The 22408-nt window shown below is 64.3% G+C and carries 18 protein-coding genes and 1 pseudogene; 9 read left to right on the forward strand and 10 right to left on the reverse strand.

Annotated elements, in window-relative coordinates; all coding sequences use genetic code 11:
- Positions 1 to 3: 3 nt before the first annotated feature.
- The 6 genes from WDM24_RS15845 to WDM24_RS15870 are packed head-to-tail and all read right to left on the reverse strand — an operon-like array spanning position 4 to position 7252.
- The gene (locus WDM24_RS15845) at positions 4 to 732 is read right to left on the reverse strand and encodes an SDR family NAD(P)-dependent oxidoreductase (protein WP_414645726.1); all 729 of its coding nucleotides are present in this window, start codon (positions 730 to 732) and stop codon (positions 4 to 6) included.
- 12 nt (positions 733 to 744) lie between these two features.
- Complete coding sequence (locus WDM24_RS15850) at positions 745 to 1230, reverse strand: aromatic-ring-hydroxylating dioxygenase subunit beta (protein ID WP_338699361.1); 486 nt, start codon at positions 1228 to 1230, stop codon at positions 745 to 747.
- A gap of 28 nt (positions 1231 to 1258) precedes the next feature.
- The gene (locus WDM24_RS15855) at positions 1259 to 2572 is read right to left on the reverse strand and encodes an aromatic ring-hydroxylating dioxygenase subunit alpha (RefSeq protein ID WP_338699363.1); all 1314 of its coding nucleotides are present in this window, start codon (positions 2570 to 2572) and stop codon (positions 1259 to 1261) included.
- An 11-nt stretch (positions 2573 to 2583) separates the two neighbouring features.
- Positions 2584 to 3546 (reverse strand): PDR/VanB family oxidoreductase, encoded by a 963-nt coding sequence (locus WDM24_RS15860; protein WP_338831790.1) that lies wholly within the window; start codon positions 3544 to 3546, stop codon positions 2584 to 2586.
- Between the two features lie 2 nt (positions 3547 to 3548).
- Positions 3549 to 5093 (reverse strand): indolepyruvate oxidoreductase subunit beta family protein, encoded by a 1545-nt coding sequence (locus WDM24_RS15865; protein ID WP_338831791.1) that lies wholly within the window; start codon positions 5091 to 5093, stop codon positions 3549 to 3551.
- On the reverse strand, positions 5090 to 7252 hold the full coding sequence (locus tag WDM24_RS15870) for an indolepyruvate ferredoxin oxidoreductase subunit alpha (RefSeq protein ID WP_338831792.1): 2163 nt from the start codon (positions 7250 to 7252) through the stop codon (positions 5090 to 5092). The genes WDM24_RS15865 and WDM24_RS15870 overlap by 4 nt, the downstream gene beginning before the upstream one ends.
- A 270-nt stretch (positions 7253 to 7522) precedes the next feature.
- Between WDM24_RS15870 and WDM24_RS15875 the strand changes: the two genes are divergently transcribed.
- From WDM24_RS15875 to WDM24_RS15895, 5 genes and pseudogenes are all read left to right on the forward strand, one after another.
- Complete coding sequence (locus tag WDM24_RS15875) at positions 7523 to 8698, forward strand: acyl-CoA dehydrogenase family protein (protein ID WP_338831793.1); 1176 nt, start codon at positions 7523 to 7525, stop codon at positions 8696 to 8698.
- A gap of 66 nt (positions 8699 to 8764) precedes the next feature.
- Positions 8765 to 9891 (forward strand): annotated as a pseudogene (locus tag WDM24_RS15880) (cupin domain-containing protein).
- Positions 9892 to 9901: 10 nt separating this feature from the next.
- Positions 9902 to 10051: a hypothetical protein gene (locus WDM24_RS15885; protein WP_338831794.1), complete on the forward strand. Its 150-nt coding sequence runs from the start codon at positions 9902 to 9904 to the stop codon at positions 10049 to 10051.
- Between the two features lie 131 nt (positions 10052 to 10182).
- Positions 10183 to 10980, forward strand: coding sequence for an enoyl-CoA hydratase/isomerase family protein (locus tag WDM24_RS15890; RefSeq protein ID WP_338831795.1), 798 nt, complete (start codon positions 10183 to 10185; stop codon positions 10978 to 10980).
- Positions 10981 to 11025: 45 nt separating this feature from the next.
- The gene (locus WDM24_RS15895) at positions 11026 to 12864 is read left to right on the forward strand and encodes a non-ribosomal peptide synthetase (protein ID WP_338831796.1); all 1839 of its coding nucleotides are present in this window, start codon (positions 11026 to 11028) and stop codon (positions 12862 to 12864) included.
- Positions 12865 to 12940: 76 nt separating this feature from the next.
- Here WDM24_RS15895 and WDM24_RS15900 read toward each other — a convergent pair whose 3' ends face one another.
- From WDM24_RS15900 to WDM24_RS15915, 4 genes are read right to left on the reverse strand one after another with little or no spacing between them, the layout of a single operon-like run.
- Entirely contained in the window at positions 12941 to 13654 is a 714-nt protein-coding gene (locus WDM24_RS15900) for an ABC transporter ATP-binding protein (RefSeq protein WP_338824360.1), read from the reverse strand.
- The gene (locus WDM24_RS15905) at positions 13651 to 15420 is read right to left on the reverse strand and encodes a branched-chain amino acid ABC transporter ATP-binding protein/permease (protein WP_338831797.1); all 1770 of its coding nucleotides are present in this window, start codon (positions 15418 to 15420) and stop codon (positions 13651 to 13653) included. The genes WDM24_RS15900 and WDM24_RS15905 overlap by 4 nt, the downstream gene beginning before the upstream one ends.
- Positions 15417 to 16460 carry a branched-chain amino acid ABC transporter permease gene (locus tag WDM24_RS15910; protein WP_338699382.1) on the reverse strand — a complete coding sequence of 348 codons (1044 nt, stop codon included), beginning with the start codon at positions 16458 to 16460 and terminating at the stop codon, positions 15417 to 15419. Before WDM24_RS15910 ends, WDM24_RS15905 begins: the two co-directional genes overlap by 4 nt.
- 32 nt (positions 16461 to 16492) lie before the next feature.
- Positions 16493 to 17641 carry an ABC transporter substrate-binding protein gene (locus WDM24_RS15915; RefSeq protein WP_338699384.1) on the reverse strand — a complete coding sequence of 383 codons (1149 nt, stop codon included), beginning with the start codon at positions 17639 to 17641 and terminating at the stop codon, positions 16493 to 16495.
- A gap of 82 nt (positions 17642 to 17723) precedes the next feature.
- Here WDM24_RS15915 and WDM24_RS15920 point away from each other — a divergent pair, with 82 nt between their 5' ends.
- The 4 genes from WDM24_RS15920 to WDM24_RS15935 all read left to right on the forward strand — a co-directional run bounded on the left by WDM24_RS15920 (position 17724) and on the right by WDM24_RS15935 (position 22398).
- Positions 17724 to 18548, forward strand: a complete 825-nt coding sequence (locus WDM24_RS15920; RefSeq protein WP_338699385.1) for an alpha/beta fold hydrolase — start codon at positions 17724 to 17726, stop codon at positions 18546 to 18548.
- A gap of 474 nt (positions 18549 to 19022) precedes the next feature.
- On the forward strand, positions 19023 to 19823 hold the full coding sequence (locus WDM24_RS15925) for an aspartate/glutamate racemase family protein (protein WP_338699387.1): 801 nt from the start codon (positions 19023 to 19025) through the stop codon (positions 19821 to 19823).
- A 158-nt stretch (positions 19824 to 19981) separates the two neighbouring features.
- Positions 19982 to 21160 (forward strand): thiolase family protein, encoded by a 1179-nt coding sequence (locus WDM24_RS15930; RefSeq protein ID WP_338699390.1) that lies wholly within the window; start codon positions 19982 to 19984, stop codon positions 21158 to 21160.
- Complete coding sequence (locus WDM24_RS15935) at positions 21157 to 22398, forward strand: SDR family NAD(P)-dependent oxidoreductase (RefSeq protein WP_338699392.1); 1242 nt, start codon at positions 21157 to 21159, stop codon at positions 22396 to 22398. The genes WDM24_RS15930 and WDM24_RS15935 overlap by 4 nt, the downstream gene beginning before the upstream one ends.
- Positions 22399 to 22408: the final 10 nt, after the last annotated feature.

The raw sequence follows: 22408 nt of genomic DNA on the forward strand, positions 1-22408 counted from the left end.
AACCTAGATGGAAAGGGACCCGATGCTGGCTCCGCCACAGACGTAAAGCGTCTGCCCGGTGATGAAGTCTGCATCCGGCGAACTAAAGAAACTGACCGCGCGCGCAACATCGGTGGACTTGCCGAGGCGGCCGAGAGGAATCGACCGCGCCAGCGCTTTCGCGCGTTCGGATTCCGGCGACATCACGCTCTCGAACATTTCAGTGTCCGCGATTGGGCCCGGTGCCACGACATTGACCGTAATCCCGAACGGCGCGAGCTCCAGCGCCCATGTCCGCGCCATGCCGATGATACCGGCCTTGGTGGCCGAATAGACCGTGCGGGTGGCAGCCCCAAGCGCGGCGCGGGACGACAGCAGCACGATGCGGCCGAAGCGCGCCTGCTTCATGCTCGGCAGTGCTGCCTGCGCCAGCGCAATTCCGGCGCCGAAATGCAGCTGCGCCAAGGCGCCGACGTCCTCGTCCTCGACCTCTTCCAGCAGCTTGGCGCGGATCGCGCCCGCATTGTGAACGACATGGGTGATCGCAACCTTCGCGGCGATGTCAGCGGCCACCTGGCGTGTCGCCACCCCATCGAGCAGATCGACCTCGTATGAGGCGAGCCTCGGATGGCTCCAGTCGGGCTTTCGCCGCGACAGCGAGATCACGTCGTAGCCGTCGGCGAGGAGGCCTCGCGCGATCGCGGCGCCGATGCCGGTATTGCCACCGCTTACGATTGCCGTGTAGTTGGCCACGCTCATCGTTCCCTACATGAAGAGCTGGATGTTGCCGAAGGCAGCATCGCAATTGATCAGGTCGACCCGCTTGAGCTTGATCTTCAGCCGGCCGTTCTCGACGCTCAGACGATGCGTGGCCCAGGCCGCATAGAGCGTCTGCTCGTCATGGCGGGTCTCGACATAGTGCATCGGGGTCCAGGTGACGTAGCTGTTGGCAGCGACATCACGTGAATCGACCTGCGGGGTCTGCAGCACGTGATGGCAGCGGCTCTTGGGCTTCTGGCTGAAGGTCCGCGCGCCCTTGAGCCGCTCGACCCGGATCGACAGCAGCAGCTTGTCCTCGTACATCAGCGAGCAGGTCAGCCGCGGATCGGTCTGATTCCATTCCAGCGGCATCCAGTAGAAGGCGTCATCGGCGTACAGATCGAGCCACTCGTCAAAGCGCTGCTGATCGATCAACCGGGCCTCGCGGACCACGAAGTCGATCAACTCCTGATCGGTGGGAGCGGCACTCATGAGAGGGACCTCGGCTACCATGCTCATGTCACATCCCCATCGTCATGAACTTGGTCCAGGCCCGGAACTGGTGGCGCATCGGCCATTCGCTGGTCCCGTTGATCGCCACATTGGTCTGTCCGGCTTCGTCGGGGCTGTAGAGACGCTGCAGATTGACCCACTCATTGCCGTTCGAATGCAGGCCTTCCTGCGCGCGTTCATACATTTCGAGGTCGTCGTGGCCGACGATGGAGGTCGGTGCATTGATGAGACGGTTGTACATCAGCGTGCGCTCGAGCAGCATGTCGGGCGCGTCGACCAGCTGGAACGTCCAGGACTCGACCAGCGTCTTGTTGGCCGCGATCGGCTTGAATTGCCGTAACAGCTGGATCGGCCCCTTGATCATGATGTTGGGGAAATAAACCGTGTTGTGCCGGTTCTCGCCCAGGATCGCCTTGGCGCGGTCCTCGCCATAGGTCGCCGTCATCTTCTCGAAATACCCAGGTACTGCCGAATAGTCCGAATGGATCGAATGGTGCACGCCGGTGTGACCGTGGCCATTGTCCCAGATTCGGATGCCCATGTTCTCGAAGAACTCATATGGGCTCATGAACGGGGCGATGATCTCGACCGCCATCGGCTTTTTCGTGCCGGGAGGGGCTTTTTTCCAGACTTCGACCACGGTTCCGGCGGAGGACTCGTGCGCCACCATGGGATGGCAGGTGTCGGTCTGGTTCTCGACCAGCATCTTCCAATTGCAATTGTGCATGTAGCGCAGCACACCGCCGGCGACCTTGAGCTGACCGGCCGGCGAGCGGTCGATCATGTTGTCGAAGCTCGACAGGCTGTCGCCGAAGAACGCCTCGAAGTCGAGCCCGCCGTCATTGATCTTGGCAAACACGAAGCCACGGTAGTTGCGGACGTGGCGCACCGGCGTCATGCCGCGCGCGGCCTCGCTCTGTTCGAAGCCGGTGTCCTCGTAACCCTTCTTCAGGGGGATCGCGAGCAGCGAGCCGTCGGTCTTGAAGCTCCAGGCATGGTAGGGGCAGCGGAAGAACTTTCCGGTATTGCCGCAGGTCTCGGACGTGATGCGCGTGCCCTTGTGGGGACAACGATTGTGCAGCACCCGGACCGTGCCGTCGGTGTGACGGACCAGCAGGACCGGCTGGGTGCCGATCGTGGTTCCGTAATAGTCGCCCGGATTGGGCACCTGGCTGTCGTGGCCGACATAGACCCAGCTGTTCGGGAACATGTGCTCCATCTCGAGCTGGAACACCTCCTCGCTGACATAGACATCGCGGTGAACCTCCTGGTCACGGACCAGGGCACGGATCGCCGCGGAGTTGCCGGCGTATCGGGGCATGCGTTCCTCCATCACAGATCGAGCACGAGTCGCTTGGTCTTGGCGCGCGAAATACAGATCTGCATCACCTTGTTCGACGCCTTCTCGGCGTCGCTCAGGATGTAATCGCGATGGTCGGGGACGCCCTCGACCACCGCGGTCTGGCAGATTCCGCAATCGCCGCGCTTGCAGTCATGCAATGGGTCTTCACCGGCCTCGAGCAGCACATCCAGGATGGTCTTGCCTGCGGGAATCTCGTAGACGCGACCGCTGCTTTTCAGCTCGACCTCAAAACTGCTGTCGCCGGACTTTTCCTCGGGCGCGGCAAATATTTCGAAATGCAGCCGGCCCGGCGGCCAATCCAGCTGTTTCGCCAGCGCGATCGCTGCTTCGATCATCGGCAGAGGGCCGCAGAGGTAGAGCGGTACATCGGGTGCGAGCCGGGTCATCAGGCCTTCGAGATCGAAGAACCGGCCGGCTTCGTCGTCGGCGTGGATGATTGCGTTGGCGGAGGCGAGGCGCTGAATTTCGTCGGAGAACGCAAGCTCGCTGCGGCTGCGGCCGGCGTAATAGAACGAGAATGGCCGTTGCGTCGCGCTCAGCTCGCAGGCCATGGTGAGCAGTGGCGTGACGCCGATGCCGCCTGCGACAAGGACCACTTCGCCGGCGCCGGAGGCGAGAGCAAAATTGTTTGCCGGAGGCGAGATCGTCAGCCGATCACCGGCCTTGAGACCATGCATCTGCAGCGAGCCGCCGTGGCTCTTGCTTTCCTGCAGGACGGCAATGCGGTAGCTGGTCGGATGCTCGGCCGCGCGCGGCGAATTGGTCTCGATCAGTGAATAGGAGCGCCGGCCGACATCGGGCAGATGGACGTCGATATGGGCGCCGGCGGCCCAGCCCGGCATCGGCGCGCCATTGGCGCGCGCAAGCACGAACTCGCGGATGCGCGGCGTGAGCGCTTCGGTCTTCGACACCACCACTTCGAATTGGTCCATCCTCAGGCGTCCTCGAACAGCGTCTCGACGGTGCGCAACGCGCCGTCGAGTTCGGCGCCTTCGGCATCCCTGAGCGCGACCTTGGTCAGCCGCTGCACCCATTCGGCAGCGTCGGGCCGGCCAGCTAGGCGATCGGCGGCACGCATGACCTTGTCGAATTTCGATTCACCGCGGGTATGGGTGTCCGAATAGCCGCCGACGAGACGGCGCGCTTCGCACACGGCGGTCGCGAGCCCGACATCGTGTGCTGCGAATTTCTGGACGCGCTGCGCCCAGCCGTCGAGATGGCGCGTCTCGCGGGAATGCCGCAGATTGCCGCGGCGGAAGCGACGCAGGCCGGCAAGGCAGTACAGCAGTAGAAAGGACGCCGGCGCGGTTGTGCGCAGCTTGCGTCCACGGTCGATCAATCCAGCAAGTCGTTCGCTCCGCTCAACCTTCGCGCCGAGCCGCGGCGGCAACAGCCCTGCCATCTCCTCGATCCGCGGATGGAAGAACTCGGTGATGGTGAGAACCTGGTCGTCAGCGGCGCGCACCTCGCGGCGCAACCGCTTGAATCGTCCTGCGCGGGTCTTGAGATCGGCCACGCGGATGACGTCGTCATAGGCCATCGCAACCGCGAGATACTTTGCGAAAGCCTGCAGCAGGCCGGTGGCACCGCGCGGCATGGCTTCCAGCAGATCGAGATACTCGCCGCCATAAGCCACATCCTGATAGTCGACCACGCGTTGCAGGCCGGCGGCGACAATGCCGTGCACTTCGGCGGGCAATAGCTGGGCACGTGCGACCAGCGCGTCGTAGCCGGCGTGGCCGATCGGCTCGAGCTTCGGAAATCGTTTGGCGAGCGGCGGCTTTGCCGCTGGCTTGGTCTTTGGATCCTGTTTGAGCTCGGCGGCTGCGCGCTCCTGGCCGGCGGCAAACGCGCGCAGGCTGGCATCGACGCCGACACCCGCGGCCCGGATCGTTTCTTCAAAATCCTCGGTCGTGAAGGGCAGGGCGGCGGAGCCCGCCAGTGCGCCGAACAGCACCGCGGAGACCGCGCTGGCGGTGGCATCTGCAATCTCGGCCATGTCGAATGCGATGAAGCGGTTGGCGGCGACATTGGCGGCGTCGTAGACCTGCGAGGCGTCGGCGGTGCCGTCGCCGGGCGCGGTCTTCTCGATCACCGCGAGCGAGCGGTGCGAGGAGCCGATCAGAAGCGTGCGGTCGGGCGAGACCAGTCCGCGCAGGATCGCGCGGCCGGCTTCCATCAATTCGGCGCCGATCACGATGTCGACTTTGCCGGGCGCCGGCATCAGCGACAGCACGGGATGGCGGTCTGGCCTGCTCGCGTCGGGCGCGATCATCTCGATATAATAGATCGTGGCACCGGTGCGCTGGGCGACGCCGGGTACCGAGGTCGATTGCGCATACCAGCCGCGCCGCTCGGCGAGCGCAACGATCCAGTCGACCAGGACACCGCCGCCCTGGCCGCCCATCGCGAGCACCGCGACGCTGATCGGGCGTGCCTGGCTGAGGCCGACTGCGAGGGGGGCGACCGAGACGTTCATACCGCCTCCTGCTCGAACATCACCCGCCGTCCCGCCCGCCAGCGCTGTAAGGTGCCGATCAGCCGCCGCCAGAGCCGATCGAACCGCACTTCGGACGCGGTCGGATTGGAGACGATGTCGGCGCGATAGAACGAGGGACACAACACGGCAGCGTCCGCGACTTCGCCGCAATGGCCGCAGCCGATGCAGGAGTTGTCGACGGCGGCGACCGGATTATCCTTCAGCGGGTCGTCGGTCGGCTTCACCGACAGCGACGGACAGCCGGACAGACGGATACAGGCGTGGTCACCGGAACAAACGTCCTCATCGACGCCGAAGCGCTCGCGCACGATGCGCTCGCCGCGTTTGGCGGCTGCGGCCGCCAGCGGCCTTACGCGCCGCTGCTTGTTCAGCATGCATTCGGACGAGGCGACGATGATCTTCGGCCCTTTCTCCTCCGTGGTCAGGGCCTCGCGCAGCGTATCGCGCATCCGCGTCACGTCGTAGGTGCGGTCGATCTGGCGTACCCATTTGGCGCCGACACCCTTCACCGCCTCGACGATCGGATGCTTGGTCGAGCGCGAACGGTTGTCGGCGCGCGAGGACGGGATGTCCTGGCCGCCGGTTGCGGCGGAGTAGTAGTTGTCGACCACGACGATCACGCCATCATGCTGGTTGAAGACGGCGTTGCCGATCCCGCTGCTCAGCCCGTTATGCCAGAAGCCGCCGTCGCCCATCATCGAGATCGAGCGCTTCCCCGCGGGAACATTGAAGGCCGAGGCCGACGCCGGTCCGAGCCCGTAGCCCATCGTGGTGGCCCCGATGTTGAACGGCGGCAAAATCGAAAACAGGTGGCAGCCGATATCGGCGGCGACATGATGTGGGCCGAGCTCCTTTTCCACCAGCTTCATCGCGGAAAAAATCGGCCGCTCCGGGCAGCCGGTGCAGAAGCCCGGCGGCCGCGGCGGGACCACATCTGCCAGCGCGCGGATCTTGTCGTCGACCTCGACCCGATCGATGTTCGGTGCGCGTGCGGCATCCGGCAGCACGTCCGGGCGCCAGCGGCGGATGAAGGCGCCGATCGCCTGGCCCATCACCTGCGCGGTGTATTCGCCAGCCATCGGCAGCAAGTCCTTGCCATGCAGTTTGGCTGGAATATCCGCATTGCGGAGGATCTTGTGCAGCGCCTGCTCGATGAATTCGGGCTGGCCTTCCTCGACCATCAGCACGGCCTTCTTGCCGCGACAGAAGTCGATCACCTCGCGGTCGACGATCGGGTAGGTCACGTTCATCACATAGAGCGGCACCCGCGTTTCGCCCCAGACATCCGCCAGCCCGGCCTCGCGCAGCGCCGTGATCACGCCGTTATACATACCGCCTTGCATGATGATGCCGATGTCATCGATATCGCCATTGAACGTCTCGTTCATGCCGCGGGCCTGGATGAATTCGACCGCCGCGGGCCAGCGCTTCTCGATCTTCTCCTTCTCGTGCAGGTAGGAGGCCGGCGGCAGCACGATGCGGTTGGTATCGCGGGACGGCTGCTCGAGCGCGCGGGACAGCGGGAAGGTCGGGCGGACATTGTCGCGGGTGGCGAAGCGGCCATGGACGTGGCAGGCGCGAATCCGCACCTCCAGCATCACGGGTGTGTTCGACGCCTCGGACAGATCGAAGGAATCCCGCACCGCCTTGACGATCGAAGCCACGTCGGGCCGCGGATCGACCAGCCAGAGCTGCGATTTCATCGCAAAGGCGTGTGAACGCTCCTGCATGATGGAGGAGCCTTCGCCGTAATCCTCGCCGATGATGATGAGCGCGCCGCCGGTCACGCCGCCCGAAGAGAGATTGGCGAGAGCGTCGGACGCGACATTGATCCCGACCGGCGCCTTGAAGGTGACTGCACCGCGCAGGGGATACACCACCGAGGCGGCAAGCGTCGCTGCTGCAGTGGCTTCACTGGCGCTGGATTCGAAATGCACGCCGAGGTCGGACAGGATATCCTGTGCGTCCGACAGCACGTCCATCAGATGCGAGATCGGCGCACCCTGGTAGCCCGCGACATAGCTGACGCCGCATTCGAGCAGGGCCTTGGTGATGGCGAGGATGCCTTCGCCGCGGAACTCCTGGCCGGCACCGAGCTTGAGGTCCTCGACCTCGCGCGCGAAAGAGCGTTCTGCCATGCTCGTCTCCTCGGGCCTTCCGCGGTATCCCGCACGACCGAATATAGTTTAGGCATCAAACAAAAATCATGTCAATCGGACTGGGGGATTTCGTTGCGCGAGCTCGCGTCGCGTCTAGTTTATACGCATTTGTAAGCCTGTTCCGGCGGCTCAGTGCCCGGATCCGCGGCTCCACAGTTCAGTCGGCTTGCTTGACAGGATATTTTAGTAGTGAAACATTATTGGGACGCGTTGCGGTCTGGCGGCGCGCGGCCTTTGCGGGAGATTCACATGACCCCGGGTTCGATCTTGCGCGGGCCGTCGCGCGAACATCTCGCGTGGCCGTTCTTCGATGCTGGCCACAGCGAATACGCCGCCGCGCTCGACGCGTTTGCCGCCGACCTCGGCGATACCCATGGCGGCAATGTCGATGAAACCTGCCGCTCGCTGGTTCGCAGGCTCGGCGCTGCGGGACTGCTTGAGGCATCGGTCGCCGGTGACCGGATCGACGCGGTGATCGATTCCCGGCTGATCTGCATCGCCCGCGAGACACTCGCCTGGCACTGCGGGCTCGCCGATTTTGCCTTTGCGATGCAGGGACTTGGAACCGGCGCTGTTGCGATCGCGGGTGCACCCGAATTGCGCGCGCTGGTGCTGCCGAAGGCGCGGCATGGCGAATGGGTCGCCGCCTTCGCCCTGTCGGAGAAGGAAGCCGGTTCCGATGTCGCCGCCATGACCTGCAGCGCCCGGCGCGAGGGCGACCACTACATCCTGGATGGCGAGAAAACCTGGATCTCCAACGGCGGCATCGCTGATGTCTATACCCTGTTCGCGCGGACCGGAGAGGCGCCGGGCGCGCGGGGCATTTCCGCCTTCGTGGTGCTTCCCGACGATCCCGGCTTTTCGATCGCCGATCGCATCGATGTGATGGCGCCGCACCCGCTGGCGACGCTGCGCTTCGAAGGATGCCGGATTCCGGCGGCGCGGCTGCTCGGCTCCCCAGGCGAAGGCTTCAAGATCGCAATGCGCACGCTGGATATTTTTCGTGCGTCGGTCGCGGCCGCTGCGTTGGGCTTTGCCCGCCGCGCGCTCGACGAAGCGACGGTGCATGCCAGGAGCCGCCGGATGTTCGGCGGCGTGCTGGGCGACCAGCAATTGACCCAGGCCGCGCTTGGCGACATGGCGGCTGGCGTCGATGCCAGCGCGCTCCTAACCTATCGCGCGGCATGGCGGCGCGACGTGCAGAAGGCGTCGACGACGCGCGAGGCGGCGATGGCGAAGATGGTCGCGACCGAAACCGCGCAAACGGTGATCGACCGGGCCGTGCAGATGTTCGGCGGCCGCGGCGTGCGTTCCGGCGAGATCGTCGAGCAGTTCTATCGTGAAATCCGCGCGCTGCGAATCTATGAGGGCGCAACCGAGGTCCAGAAACTGATCATCGGACGCGACGTCCTGAAGGGGGGCTGACCGGGATCGTGCCGACGGGCAATTGACAACGCGGCGCCGGACAAGGCGCCGGTGCAGGAGGGCGAGATGGCAACGACAGCGCGTGAGAACCATCGGGAAAACGTGGCCGGACGGGCCAATGTCGAGGATACGCCCGAGTTGCTCGCCTATTACGACGAGCTGGAAAGGCTGGAAGCCGGCCCGCTGTGGACGGTCGCCAACAAGATCGAGCCCTGGCAGCCCAAATCGTCGTCGGTTCCAGTGTTGTGGCGCTACGAGGATCTGCGTGCCCATGTGTTGCGCTCGGTCGAATTGGTGTCGCCCGAGAAGGCCGGTCGCCGCGTCATCTATCTGAACAATCCCGGCCGCCGCGAGCATGCTGCCGCGGTCGGCTGGCTGTATTCGGGTCTGCAGGTCATGCACCCGGGCGAGGTCGCTTCCGCCCACGCCCATTCGGCGTCAGCGCTTCGCTTCATCATGGAGGGCGAGGGCGCCTACACCATCGTCGACGGCCACAAGATGACGCTCGGCGCCAATGATTTCGTGCTGACACCGAATGGCACCTGGCACGAGCACGGCGTCGCGAGCGACGGCTCGCCCTGCATCTGGCAGGACGGTCTCGACATTCCCCTGGTCAACGCACTCGAGGCGAATTTCTACGTGGTTCACCCCGACCTGCAGCAGAGCGTCGGCTATCCCGTCGACGACATGACGCACACTTGGGGCAATCCCGGCCTGCGTCCGGCGGGCGCCGAATGGTCGAAAGGTTATTCGCCGCTCCTGAAATATGAGTGGGGGGCGACCTACGAGGCGCTGCAACGCTATGCGGGGGCCACCGGAGGCTCGCCCTATGACGGCGTTCTCATGAACTACGTGAATCCGGTCACCGGCGGTCCGGTGATGCAGACGATCGGCGCCTCGATGCAGATGCTGCGGTCCGGCGAGAGCACGCGCGCGCATCGCCACACCGGCAGCTTCATCTATCAGGTCGCCAAGGGAAGCGGTCACTCGATCATCGACGGCAAGCGCTTTGACTGGAAGGAGCGGGACATCTTCTGCGTGCCGTCCTGGGCCTGGCATGAGCACGTCAACGCGTCCGCCGGCGAGGATGCCTGCCTGTCACCTTCAACGACCTGCCGGTCATGAACGCGCTCGGGCTCTATCGCGAGGAAGCCTTCGGCGACAATGGCGGTCACCAGCCCCTCGTTTCCTAGGAGAGCGAACGTGCGTCTCGTGACTTACCGCAGCACGGTCGAGGCTGCAGCGCGTCTTGGCGCGGTTATTGACGATCTGGTCGTTGACGTTGAGGAGGCCGGCCGGCATGCCGGGGCGCGTCTTCCGTCCTCGATGCTGGATTTCATCGCGTACTCATAATCGTCGGCGATGTCCGCTTCGCTCCGATACCGACTGCCTTTGTGCAACTGCAGCAAATGTCGCCGATTGACATCAAGGTAGGCGTTGGATCATCGTTCATAAGAGCTATTGGCTGTAGAGGACGTGTCCCTATGCCCGCCGCGCAGCACGAACTGGTGCTCTACAGCCGGGACGAGCACGTAGTCACGATCACGCTCAATCGGCCCGAGAAGCGCAACGCATTCAACGCGGAGCTTGTCAAAGAACTAAGGGCTGCACTGCTTCGGTTTGAGGCCGATGATGATGCATTCGTCGCCGTTCTGACCGGCTCAGGGCCCTGTTTTTCGAGCGGGGCCGACGTCGGCGAACGACAGATCCGATCCGTTGCGGAGTTCGATCGACTTGGCGGTCCACAAGAGCCGGATGCTCACACCGCCGATCTTCTCGCGCGACTGCCGAAGTCGAAGCCGATCGTTGCAGCCGTGCACGGGGTCGTGATGGGGCTGGGCATGGGTGTCGCTTTCGAGTGCGACTTGGTCGTTGCTGATAGCCAGACACGTTTTCAAATCACCGAAACACCGCGCGGGCTCGGCGGTGCTCGCTTCTGGGCTTTGCTCCATTTCTGCGGCGGAGGTAGCTTCGCGACGGAAGTGGCGCTCACCGGGCGGTTTTTTTCGGCTGCGGAAGCGGCCGCGGCGGGGATCGTCGGTTCTATTGCTCCGCCCGGTTCGGTCGTCGAGACAGCTACCGCTCTCGCCCGCCAGATCGCAGCCAATCCGCCTCTAAGCGTTCAAGCAACCGTACGAGCACGCCGCTGGTTCATGGATCAAGCCGAGCGAGCGGCGATGGCGATTACCGATCCGATGAAGCTCTATCTGACAGAAGACTTTCGCGAAGCGCTCGCAGCGCACCTCGAGAAACGTAAGCCGCGGCCTTTTCGGGGACGATGAGTTGCTCCAATCGCGTTCACGCAAGTTCGAGGTGGGCGTATCGAGATGAATCGGTTCAAATCACTTTGGGGTGGCGCTGCCAACCTCGATCGATCGGATAACGAGACGATCCAGCAGCGAATACGGCGCCATGTCGAGCGTCGTGGCGGTACTCCCGCAGTCTGGTTCGCCCCCGATCAATTCTGCAGCTATAGCCAGATGAACGAGAACGCTACTGTCATTTCCGAAGCGTTGAAATCTGCGTCAGGCGCATCAAGTCCTCGGGTGTGCTTTCCAATGCCTCGCGGCTCGTCTGCGCTCTATGGGTTTCTGGGCGCAATCGAGTGCGGTACCTGCTGTCCACTGGACGGAAAGCTCAGGCAAAACGAGTTTGACGAGGCTTACTCGGTCCTGTTGCCGGATGTCGTGCTGAGCAGCGAACCTCAATCGATAGGCGTGAAAGTGGCCGCTGCCGCAGGCATAGCCATCGTCATCTACGAGGTTTCCCCGGATCACGGGAACTGCCGCATCATCGACGTGAAGCCCGCCAAAAACGTGCGGCGTGCTGATCGTCTCATGACCTTGACGTCGGGAGAAGCGCCGGCCGTTCTGATGCGCACGTCCGGGACGACAGCGCAGCCCAAGCTCGTCGGGCTTACGCATGCCAATGTTCTGGCTGCGACAGACACGATGCGGGTGGCGTTCGAACTCACCGAAAGCGATGTTTGCATTACGCCGATGCCATTGCATCACGTGCATGGGTTGATAGCGGCAGCCCTTTCAGCGCTCTCTGCCGGCTCATCGATTCATTGCTGCGAAACGTTCTCGCCTCGATCGTTCGATCAGGCATTACGGGACTACGCGCCGACCTGGCTTACGGCAGCGCCCGCGCTGCACATCGCTATGAGCGACTACTATGCGGGACAGAATTTTACGCCGAGTATTCACACGCTGCGATGCTTTCGCTCATCGTCCGCGCCGCTTCCGCCTGCATCGATAGCGCGTTTGGAAGAGCTGTACGCCGCGCCGCTGCTGGAAACGTATGGGCTCACCGAGACCGCCTCAACCTTGTGTTCGAATCGACTGCCTCCAGGGAAGCGCAAGCCCGGCTCGGTTGGACAAGCAATTAGCGCGGACTTGAAAATCGTCGATCCGGAGGGGCGTGAGTTACCGGCAGGCCAGGACGGCGAGGTGATCTTGAAAGGTCCCGGTGTGATCAGCGAGTACGTCGGAACTCAGCCAGCGGACGCGTTTATCGACGGCTACTTGCGCACCGGCGACATCGGACGCGTCGACGGAGACGGCTATTTGTACATCGTTGGTCGATTGAAAGAGGTCATCAAGAGAGGCGGGCACTCAGTCTTTCCGCTGGAGATAGACAACGCATTGCTGGATCATCCGGCTGTCGCCGAGGCGGTGACGTTTTCGATCCCTCACCCGACCCTCGGCGAGGACGTTCTCGCCGCCATAGTGCCGAAGGCAGGCTCCGTTGTACTTCCGTCAAGCATCCGTGAAAGTGCTGCCGAGGTCTTGAGCGGCTATAAAGTTCCGACGCGAATTCTCGTAGTTGAAGCAATACCCCGCAATGCCATCGGGAAGGTGATGCGGCGCGATGTGCCGTCCCTATTGGCGAAACAGCTGGCGCCCGCTCGGATAGCGGCGACCCAACCCACCGAGCAGATACTACTGGCGGTTTGGCTGGAGATCATCCAACGCGATGACATCGGCATCACAGACAACGTTTTCGAGTTCGGCGCAGATCCGCTCCGAGCCGAGCTGGCTGTGGCCAGGATTGATCAACGCTTCGGCGTCCGCTTTTCGTTGAAACAAATTTTCGCACAACCGACGGTGAAGGAGCAGGCGGTGCTCCTCGATAACAAGGGTACGCATCATGCCGCGCCCTAGTGTGTTCGGATGATGCGAGGCCCCACTTCTACTTTGCATGGGGTTGTTTTCGCGTTTTTAGTCCCGCTCCTGGTCTCTAATGCCCGCCGAGATAGGCCGCGATCAGCTTCGGGTCGTGGATCAGGGTATCCGCCGGCCCCGACTGGATGATCTCGCCGGTTTCCAGCACATAGCCGTAGTCCGCGGTCTCGAGCGCGGCCCGTGCGTTCTGCTCGACCAGCAGCACCGAGACGCCGAGGCTCCGCAGCGAGGCGATGGTGCGGAAGATTTCGCGGACGATGAGCGGCGCGAGCCCAAGGCTCGGTTCATCGAGCACGAGCAGCTTCGGCTTCGCCATCAGCGCGCGGCCCAGCGCCAGCATCTGCCGCTCGCCGCCGGATAAGGTACCGGCGGCCTGCTTGCGTCGCTCCTTCAACCGTGGAAAGCGGTCGAACACGTCGTCGAGGCACGTCCGTGTCGCCGAGCGATCGCGCAGGCTGTAGGTGCCGAGCAACAGATTGTCGGCGACCGACATGTCGGCGAACAGCTCGCGCTTCTCGGGCACGAGGCAAAGGCCGCGTTCGACCCGGCCCTCGACGTCGATTTTTGCGAGATCGGTCCCCTGGAAGATCATCCGGCCGGTGCATCGCAACAGGCCGATCGCGGCCATCAGCAGGGTCGTCTTGCCGGCGCCGTTCGGACCGATCACGGTCACGATCTGTCCCTGTTCGACGGACAGCGAGACGTTCCGCACCGCCTCGACCTTGCCGTAGGCGACCGACACATCCTCGATCGAGAGCAGCTGTGTCACGCGACGCCTCCGAGATAAGCCTCCTGGACCCGGGCGTCGCTGCGGATCGCCGCCGGGCCGCCCTCGCAGAGCTTCGAGCCGAAATCGAGCACGACGATACGGTCGACCAGCGACATCACGAACTCCATGTCGTGCTCGACCAGCAGGATCGTCAAACGGTCCGCGCGCAGTGACCGCAACAGCTCGGCGAGTTTCAGCTTCTCCTGGCGGCGCAGGCCTGCCGCGGGCTCGTCGAGCACGAGCAGCGTCGGATCGGCGGCGAGCGCGCGGGCGATTTCGAGCACGCGCTGATTGCCGAGCGGCAGGTTGCCGGCGAGCTCGAACGGCTTGTCGCCGAGCCCAACCCGCTCGAGCTGCCGCAAGGCCTCGTAGCGCGCGCTCGCTTCCTCCGCCCGGTTCAAGCGCAGGGCGCCGGCCAAGAGACCGGTCGTGGTGCGCGCATAGGTGCCGAGCAGCACGTTATCGAGCAGCGTCATGCGCGGACGCAATTTGACGTGCTGGAAGGTGCGGGAGATTCCGGAACGGGCGATCCGGAATTGCTGGTCATGGGTGATCGACCGGCCGGCGAATTTTATCTCGCCGCTGTTGGTGCGAAGCGCGCCGGTGAGCAGGTTGAACATCGTGGTCTTGCCGGCGCCGTTCGGCCCGATCAGGCCGAGGATCTCGCCGGACCGCACCTCGAAGCTGACGTTGTTGACGGCGACCAGGCCGCCAAAGCGCCGTTGCGCGCCGCTGACCTTGAGCAGGAGCGTGCCCGGCGCCGGCTGCTCGCGACGCGGCAGCGGCGCGGCCGGCTGTGGACGGGACAATTTCAGATCCGGCAGAAAGCCGGCGAGGAGCGGCACGATGCCTTGTCGCGCCCGCTGCAGAAACACGATGAACAGCGCCGAGAACGCGACGATCTCGAGCTGGCCCGAGGCGCCCTTGGCGATCAGCGGAAGGTAGTCCTGCACGGAATTCTTCAGCAGCGTCACGATCGCAGCACCGACCACGCCGCCCAGCACGCTGCCGGCGCCGCCGACCATGGCCATCATCAGATATTCGATGCCCATGCTGGCATCGAACGGCCCGGGGCTGACGAAACGGCCAAGATGGGCGTAGAGCCATCCTGACAGTGCGCCGAACAACGCGGCGATGACGAACGTCACAAGCTTGATCTGAAATGCGCTGATGCCGAGGCTTTCGACCAGCGTATTGCCGCCGCGCAACGCCCGCATCGCGCGGCCGATACGCGAGTCCAGCAGGTTGTAGCAGACGAGCAGCACCGCCCCGACGATGGCCCAGATCAGGAAATAGATCTGCAGGCTCTCGACCAGAGCGAACGGGCCGATCGAGATCGGCGGAAGGCCCGAAATGCCGTTATGCTCGCCGAGCCCTTCGATGTTGCCGAACAGGAACGCGATCGCCAGTCCCCAGGCGACCGTGCTCAGCGACAGGAAATGTCCTTGCAGGCGCAGCGTCACGAGACCGAGAATCGCCGCGATGCTGCAGGTCAGGACCACGGCCAGCACCAGCCCGAGCCAGGGCGAGTAGCCGTTCACCGCGGTGACCCACGCGGTCGAATAGGCCGCGATGCCGACGAAGGCGGCCTGGCCGAACGACACGATGCCGCCGACCCCGGTCAGCAACGCAAGCCCGATCGCCGCAAGCGCGTAGACGCCGATATAATTCAGCAATGTGATGCTGAACGGATTGAGCACGAACGGCGCCGCGACGAGGCAGGCAATCACCGCGGCAACGATCAGGCGGATCTGCGTCGCGGTCATTCCTCGACTTCCTCTTCGGAATGCTGCGAGGCGAGCGAACGCCAGAGCAGGACGGGGATCAGCAGCGAGAACACGATGACGTCCTTCAGGGTGCTGCTCTGGAACGAGGCGAAGCTCTCGAGAATTCCGACGCCGAAGGCGCCGAGCGCGGCGCCCGGGTAACTGGTCATGCCGCCGATGATGGCGCCGACGAAGGCCTTGAGGCCGAGCAGGAAGCCGGAATCGTAGAAGATCGTGTTGACCGGCGCGATCAGGATGCCGGATACCCCCGCCATCAGCGATCCCAAGAGATAGGCGATGGTCCCGGCGCGTGCCGGTCTGATCCCCATCAGCCGTGCCCCGGTCCGGTTGAAGGCCGTCGCGCGCAACGCCTTGCCGAGCAGGGTGAAATCGAAGAACAGCAGCAGAAGGCCGCTGAACAGCAGCGCCGCCACCAGGATCAGCACCGTCTGTCCGGACACCTGGACGCCGGCGATCTCCATCCCGAGCGAGGTCAGCGGCTCGGTCCTGACGCCTTCGGGGCCGAAGAACAACAAGCCGAGGCCAACCAGCGCGAAGTGGAGCGCGACCGAGACCGTGAGCAGCAGCAGCACCGAAGCGTCCGCGATCGGGCGGAACACGATCCGGTCGAGCAGCGGCGCGACCGGCATGATCAGGAGCAGCGCCAGCACGATCCTGACCGGCGCCGGCGGATTGAACCGCATCGTCAACCAGACGATCCCGACCACGATCAGGGGAAGCACGAGATAGCCAAGGACGGCTTTCGGCACCGAGCGGAACTCGCCGGCGCGCGCAAGGGACGCCACTTCCATGACGCAGGCCATGCATGCCAGCACGACGACCAGCCCGACCGTCCCGGGAAGCTGGTGGGCATCGAGCGCCGCCAGCGTCAGCGCGGTGAAGGCTGCGATGTCGCCGAATGGAATGAAGATCACTCGCGTGACGGTGAAGATCAGCACGGTCCCGATCGCCACCAGGGCGTAGACCGCCCCGGTCGCTATGCCATCGATCGCGAGGATCGCTGCGATATCTGCCGTCATGCTGTTGGCCGTTCTTCTCTGCTATTCCGCCCTCACGGCGCGTAGGTCCAGACGCCGTTGATCAGGCGCACGATCACCAGCGAGCGCTCGTCGACGCCGTGATAGGCCCCAGGCTTGAAGTTGTAGACCGCGTGGACGCCGGCGAGTTCCTTGGTGTCGAGGATCTCGTCGCGAAGCGCCTTGCGGAATTCGACGGTGCCGGGCTTCGCCGTTTTCAGCGCGCGCGCCGCGGCCGATGTGAAGATCATCCAGCCGTCGAAGGAATAGGCCGCGAACACGTCCGTGGTCGGGGCGTTGTTGGCCTTCTGGTAGGCCGCGCGGAATTCAAGCGCCAACTTCTTGGCGAAATGGCTGTCCGGAAGCTGATCGGCGACGATGACCGGACCGGTGGACACCTGGATCCCTTCGGCAGATTTGCCGCCGACGCGTACGAAGTCGGGATTGATCAGCGCAACCGTGCCGTAGGTCTTGCCTTTGAAGCCGCGTTCGCCAAGCGCCAGCAGCGGGAGCGAGCCTTGCGTGCCGGATCCGCCGATCAGCACGGCATCGGGCCGCGCCGCCAGAACCTTGAGGATCTGACCGGTGACCGAGGTGTCGACGCGTGCATAGCGCTCGTTGGTCAGGATCTTGATGCCGTCTTCGGTTTCGGCCGCCTTGGCGCCGTTGTAGACGAGATCACCCCAGGCGTCGGAGAAGCCGATATAGCCGATGTTCTTGACGGCATCGCGCTTCATGCGATCGGCGACGACCTTGACCAGCAGTGAGGCGGGCTGCGGAACGGAAACACCCCATTGATCGGCCGGATTGGGCTGTCCGGAGACCGGAGAGACTGCGATCATCGGCACCTTCAATTCGGTCGCGACGGCCATCATCGCGATGGTCGAGGGCGCGGTGGCGGTGCCGATCAGCAGATCGACCTTCTCTTCCTCGATCAGCTTGCGTGCGGCGCGCGTCGCCGCGGAGGGATCGGAGCCGTCGTCGAGCTGGATCAGCCTGATCTTCTCACCGTTGATCTCACCCTTGTACTCCAGCGCGGCCTGGATGCCGCGCCCATAGGGGATGCCGATCGAGGAACCGGGTCCACTGAGCGATGTCACGAACCCGACCGTGATGTCGGCCTGCGCGGTCGAAGCCGTGACAAGGCCTGCCAAGACTGCAGTCAGACTAAAAATCTTGCGCATTGCATTCCCCCTTGGCTGAAAACAGTCGCTAGCTGAGCGAGATGTCAGTATGGATCGAGAGAGGATCGACAGGAGCCGTGACATGACCGCAAGCACGACCGGCCCGGGCATCGAGCGCCGCTTCATCGCGACGCGCCTTGGCCGCATCCATGTTGCGATGGCGGGAGCCGGGTTCCCCGTTCTGTTGCTGCACCAGACGCCGCGCTCGTGGGATGAGTATCGTGACGTGCTGCCGCTGCTCGGTCGCGATTTCCGCGCGATTGCCATGGACACGCTTGGCTTCGGGGATTCCGACCGGCCATTGGGCAAACCTTCGATCGAGTTGTGGGCGCAGGGTGCGCTGGCGCTGCTCGACGCGCTGGAAGAGCCGCGCAGCGCGATCGTCGGTCACCACACCGGTGCGGCGATTGCGGTCGAGATCGCCGCTGCGTCGCCTGCGCGCGTGAGCGCGCTGGTGCTCTCGGCCTGTCCCTTTGTCGATGCGGCGCGGCGCGCCAAGCATCAGGGCACGCGGGTCATCGACGATGTCGAGACGCGAAGTGACGGCGCCCATCTCACCGAGCTGTGGGCACGCCGGCAGCCGTTCTATCCGGCCGATGATACCGATCTGTTGCGGCGCTTCATGGTCGATGCGCTGCGGGCCGGCGAGATGGCGGCCGAAGGCCACCGGGTGGTGAATCGCTATCGGATGGAGGATCGTCTGGGACACATCCGGTGCCCCACGCTGGTCATCGCACCGACCGACGATCCGCACGCTCATCCGGCGGCTCCAAGGGTCGCTGGAGCTATCGGCGGCAGCGTGCTGCGCGAGCTCTCAGGAGGCATGGTGCCGCTTCCCGATCAGATGCCGGAGGCTTTCGCCGGCCTGGTGCGCGATTTCGTCGCTGCCGAGGTCGCCAGGCTCTGAAACGACGTGCCGGTTCGCCGCGAATGCGAACCCGCCCGTCGCACCTGCTGTTCCGAGCCTGATGATCTCAGCCACGATTGAGGAACCCTTGGCAACGCAACGATCGGCGGAAGCTGTCCGTCAATTATTTAAAGCCTAAAGTATTTTCTGACGGAACGTCAATACATCAACTCCCGGGTTCGTAGAAAAGTTTGCGGTGGTGTGTACGGCCAGGAAAGCGGAATTTGCTTATGCAAATAGGACGGGCGCCCGCTGCCTGTCGTTTCGGCAAACAGCTCGCAGTTGCGCGCCGCGCGTGCGGATGCGCCGTTGAATTGACGCCAAAATTATTATGTGCTTGAAATATTTCGGTCGATGGAACGGCGCATCGCTGCGACGCGCTCTCATAATGACAGGCTTGTGCGGGTCGTTAGTCCTTCTGGACTGCAGAGGTTCAAGGCCCGGTGCGGTCCGCCCGTGAACAGGATATTCGCTGTGCGCGTCTTCTGGCAGAGCTTCGTCGACCAGACCACAAGCGCGCCATACATGGCGCGGCTTGCAGCCTACCTGAACGAGATCGCCGCGCCCGGCACCAGCGTCCACGTCGAGGGCATCACGCCCGCCGATCGTGATTTCGGGCGCCTGAGCGAATTCCGCTGTGCGATCCAGGCGGTCGACAACGGGCTCGCTGCGCAGGAGCGCGGCTTCGATGCCTATGTCATGGGTCACTTCCAGGATCCGGGATTGTACGAGTTGCGCTCGGCACTGACGATTCCGGTGGTCGGTGTCGGTGAGGCGACGCTGCTTGCGGCCTCGCAGCTTGGACGCCGCCTCGGCCTCGTCACGCTCGATGCTGCCTTTGAGGTCTGGCACTACGAGCAGGCCGATCGCTATGGGCTCGGCGGTCGCGTGGTGCATGTCACGAACATGGGATGCCGGCCCGAGGATTTCAGCGCAGCGTTCGCCGGCGATGCCCAAGCGAAAGCGCGCATGCTGCGCGATTTTGCGGCCTGCGCGCAGCCTCTGGTCGATCGCGGCGCCGATGTCGTGATCCCGGCCGGCGTGTTGCCCGGTCTTCTCATTGCAAGCGAGCACGGCTTCAAGATCGGCCATGCGCCGGTGGTCAACTGCGCGGCGGTCGCGCTGAAGAGCGCCGAAATGTGGGTGCAGCTGCAGCGCCTCAACGGCACCGAGCCGAGCCGCGGGCCGAGCTTCGCGCTGGCCAATGAGCGCGCCCGCCAGGATTTTCGCGCGCTCGTTGCGCGCATGCAGAGCACCGAACCCAAGCTACGTTGAGGACACGCATGCTGCAGCCCGACAAGATCTTGTATGAAGCCGAAGTCATCGCAACCGGCGGGCACGAACGTTGTCCTCATTCGAATGCGACGCGTGGCAATATCGACGTCAAACTGACCGTACTCTGAGCGGCTTCACCACAGGAACCCGGCAATCAGATGCAAAGCCCGATCCGCACACCTTATGACCGGGTCGTGATGGCGGTTCCCGTGACGATCCCCTACGTGCGCTACTCGATCGAGAGCGCGCAATGGTGGATCGGGCGGGCGCTGAAATCGCTGGTCGATGGTGCCGGCATCACGCCGCGCGACATCGACGGCTTCTGCGTTTCGAGCTTCACGGCCGGGCTCGACAGTGGAATCGGTCTCACCCAGCATTTCGGCCTGTGCGTGCGCTGGCTCGACACCATACCGCTGGGCGGCGCGAGCGCGATTGCCGCCGTGCGACGCGCCGCGCGGGCGGTGCAGGCGGGTGACGCACGCATCGTGGCCTGCGTGGCCGGCGACACCAACCACGTCGATTCGTTCCGTACCACGCTGGAGAACTTCTCGCGCTTCAACCAGGACGCAGTCTATCCCTATGGCGCCGGCGGCGCCAATGCGAGCTTCGCGCTGATCGCGCGCAACTATATGCGCACGTTCGGCGCGCGGCGTGAGGATTTCGGCAAGATCGCGGTTGCCCAGCGCACCAATGCGCTGCGCAATCCCAACGCACTGATGAAGACGCCGCTGACCGTCGAGCAATACATGGCGGCGCGGCCGATCGCCGATCCGATCCATCTGTTCGATTGCGTGATGCCGTGCGCCGGCGCGGAGGCCTTCCTGGTGATGACCGAGGACGTCGCTGCGTCGCTGAATCTGCGGTGCGCCAAAATCCTCGCCACGATCGAGCGCCACAACGCGTTCGGCGATGATCCTGTCCAGGTACGGGGCGGCTGGGCGATGGACATTGATGAGCTCTACGCGATGGCCGGCGTCAAGCCGGACGATCTCGACTTCGTCGAGACCTACGACGATTATCCCGTGATCTCGATGATGCAGTTCGAGGACCTCGGCTTCTGCCGCAAGGGCGAGGGACCGGATTTCGTGCGCCAGCATGACCTGACGATCGACGGTTCCTTCCCGCACAACACCTCGGGCGGCCAATTGTCGGTCGGGCAGGCGGGTGCCGGCGGCGCCTATCTCGGGGTGGTCGAGGCCCTGCGGCAGGTGCTGGGGCTCGCTGGTCCGACCCAGGTCAAGGATGCGCGCATCGGCTTGGCGTCGGGCTTCGGAATGATCAATTATGATCGCGGCCTCGCCTCGGGCGCGGCGATTCTCGCAGGACCAGGCGCATGATCGAGCCGATCGCAAAGCCGCGCCGGAAGAATCCGTTAGCTCGGACGCGGCTGCCGACGTCGCCGCCGCAGCCGCGCAGCCGCACCTCGCACGGGTTGACGCGCGCCGCCGCGGAAGGACGTTTCATGCTGCAGCGTTGTGGTGCCTGCGCGGCCTTCTGCTATCCGGCGCGCGATGCGTGCCCCGCTTGCCTTTCCGCCGATCTCGCTTTCACAGACGCGCCGCGGCGCGGCACGCTGCTGTGCGAGACCACGCTGCACATCCCGGCCGACGTGCATTTCCGCGAGCGGGCGCCATGGCGGGTCGGTCTGGTCGCGATGGACTGCGGGCCGCGGCTGGTGACCCATTTGCATGCCGATTGCGCGGAGGGCCAGCTGGTCGTGATGTCGTTTCAGCTGGACAAGAGCGGGCAGGCCGTGGCTTTCGCGCACCCCGAACGTGAGACCCCCAACATGACGGACGACAGGCAGTGGCGTGAGATGACCGCCGATCCGAAGTTCCGGCGCGTTCTGGTTACCAATGGACGGAGTATCGTCGGCCAGGAAGTGGTGGCCGCACTGAAGGCGGCCGGCGCGTCGATCGTGTTCGTCGGTGTCGCAGAACCGTGGAAGCCGTTCCGTGGCGAAGAGGCGTTGCGCGCGCTTGAGGGCGTCGAAATCGTGCCGCTCGACATTGGCGATGAGAAGTCGGTCGCGGACCTCGCGGCCGATATTGGCGGCAAGGTCGACATCCTCGTCAACACTGCCGAGCATGTGCGCGCCGGCGGGCTGCTCGATCGCCAGGGCACCAGCATCGTGCGCGACGAGATCGACCAGGCGTATCTCGGCTTCGTGCATCTGGCGCAGGCGTTCGGACCGGCAATGCGGATGCGTGGCGCCGATGGCGTCAACAGCGCCGCCGCCTGGGTCAATATCCTGTCGGTCTATGCGCTGGCGAACTGGCCCGTGTTCGGTGCCTACTCGGCCTCACAGGCCGCCGCGCTTTCGCTGTCGCATTGCCTGCGCGCCGAGTTCCGGCCCGGCGGTGTCAAGGTCGTGAACGTCTTCACTGGCCCGCTCGATATCGAGTGGTTCCAGACCGTGCCGCCGCCGAAGGTCGCGCCCCGCGCGGTCGCCAGCGCCATCGTGTCGGCGCTCAAGCGCGGATTGGAAGATGTGTTCGTTGGCGATATCGCCGAGGAGATCCGCCAACGCCTTGCGGCCAATCCCAAGGCGGTCGAGCGTGAGCTAGGGACGTGAGCGGGCTGAT

The organism is Bradyrhizobium sp. 27S5 (assembly GCF_037217225.1).
GTDB classification, from domain to species: Bacteria; Pseudomonadota; Alphaproteobacteria; order Rhizobiales; family Xanthobacteraceae; genus Bradyrhizobium; species Bradyrhizobium septentrionale.

Excerpts from the sequence above, each read along its gene's own strand:
- WDM24_RS15860 (WP_338831790.1), bottom strand. The coding sequence starts at position 3,546 with ATGGACCAATTCGAAGTGGTGGTGTCGAAGACCGAAGCGCTCACGCCG.
- WDM24_RS15855 (WP_338699363.1), bottom strand. The coding sequence starts at position 2,572 with ATGCCCCGATACGCCGGCAACTCCGCGGCGATCCGTGCCCTGGTCCGT.
- WDM24_RS15930 (WP_338699390.1), top strand. The coding sequence starts at position 19,982 with ATGCAAAGCCCGATCCGCACACCTTATGACCGGGTCGTGATGGCGGTT.
- WDM24_RS15850 (WP_338699361.1), bottom strand. The coding sequence starts at position 1,230 with ATGAGTGCCGCTCCCACCGATCAGGAGTTGATCGACTTCGTGGTCCGC.
- WDM24_RS15875 (WP_338831793.1), top strand. The coding sequence starts at position 7,523 with ATGACCCCGGGTTCGATCTTGCGCGGGCCGTCGCGCGAACATCTCGCG.
- WDM24_RS15890 (WP_338831795.1), top strand. The coding sequence starts at position 10,183 with ATGCCCGCCGCGCAGCACGAACTGGTGCTCTACAGCCGGGACGAGCAC.
- WDM24_RS15865 (WP_338831791.1), bottom strand. The coding sequence starts at position 5,093 with ATGAACGTCTCGGTCGCCCCCCTCGCAGTCGGCCTCAGCCAGGCACGC.
- WDM24_RS15915 (WP_338699384.1), bottom strand. The coding sequence starts at position 17,641 with ATGCGCAAGATTTTTAGTCTGACTGCAGTCTTGGCAGGCCTTGTCACG.
- WDM24_RS15910 (WP_338699382.1), bottom strand. The coding sequence starts at position 16,460 with ATGACGGCAGATATCGCAGCGATCCTCGCGATCGATGGCATAGCGACC.
- WDM24_RS15935 (WP_338699392.1), top strand. The coding sequence starts at position 21,157 with ATGATCGAGCCGATCGCAAAGCCGCGCCGGAAGAATCCGTTAGCTCGG.
- WDM24_RS15905 (WP_338831797.1), bottom strand. The coding sequence starts at position 15,420 with ATGACCGCGACGCAGATCCGCCTGATCGTTGCCGCGGTGATTGCCTGC.
- WDM24_RS15870 (WP_338831792.1), bottom strand. The coding sequence starts at position 7,252 with ATGGCAGAACGCTCTTTCGCGCGCGAGGTCGAGGACCTCAAGCTCGGT.
- WDM24_RS15920 (WP_338699385.1), top strand. The coding sequence starts at position 17,724 with ATGACCGCAAGCACGACCGGCCCGGGCATCGAGCGCCGCTTCATCGCG.
- WDM24_RS15895 (WP_338831796.1), top strand. The coding sequence starts at position 11,026 with ATGAATCGGTTCAAATCACTTTGGGGTGGCGCTGCCAACCTCGATCGA.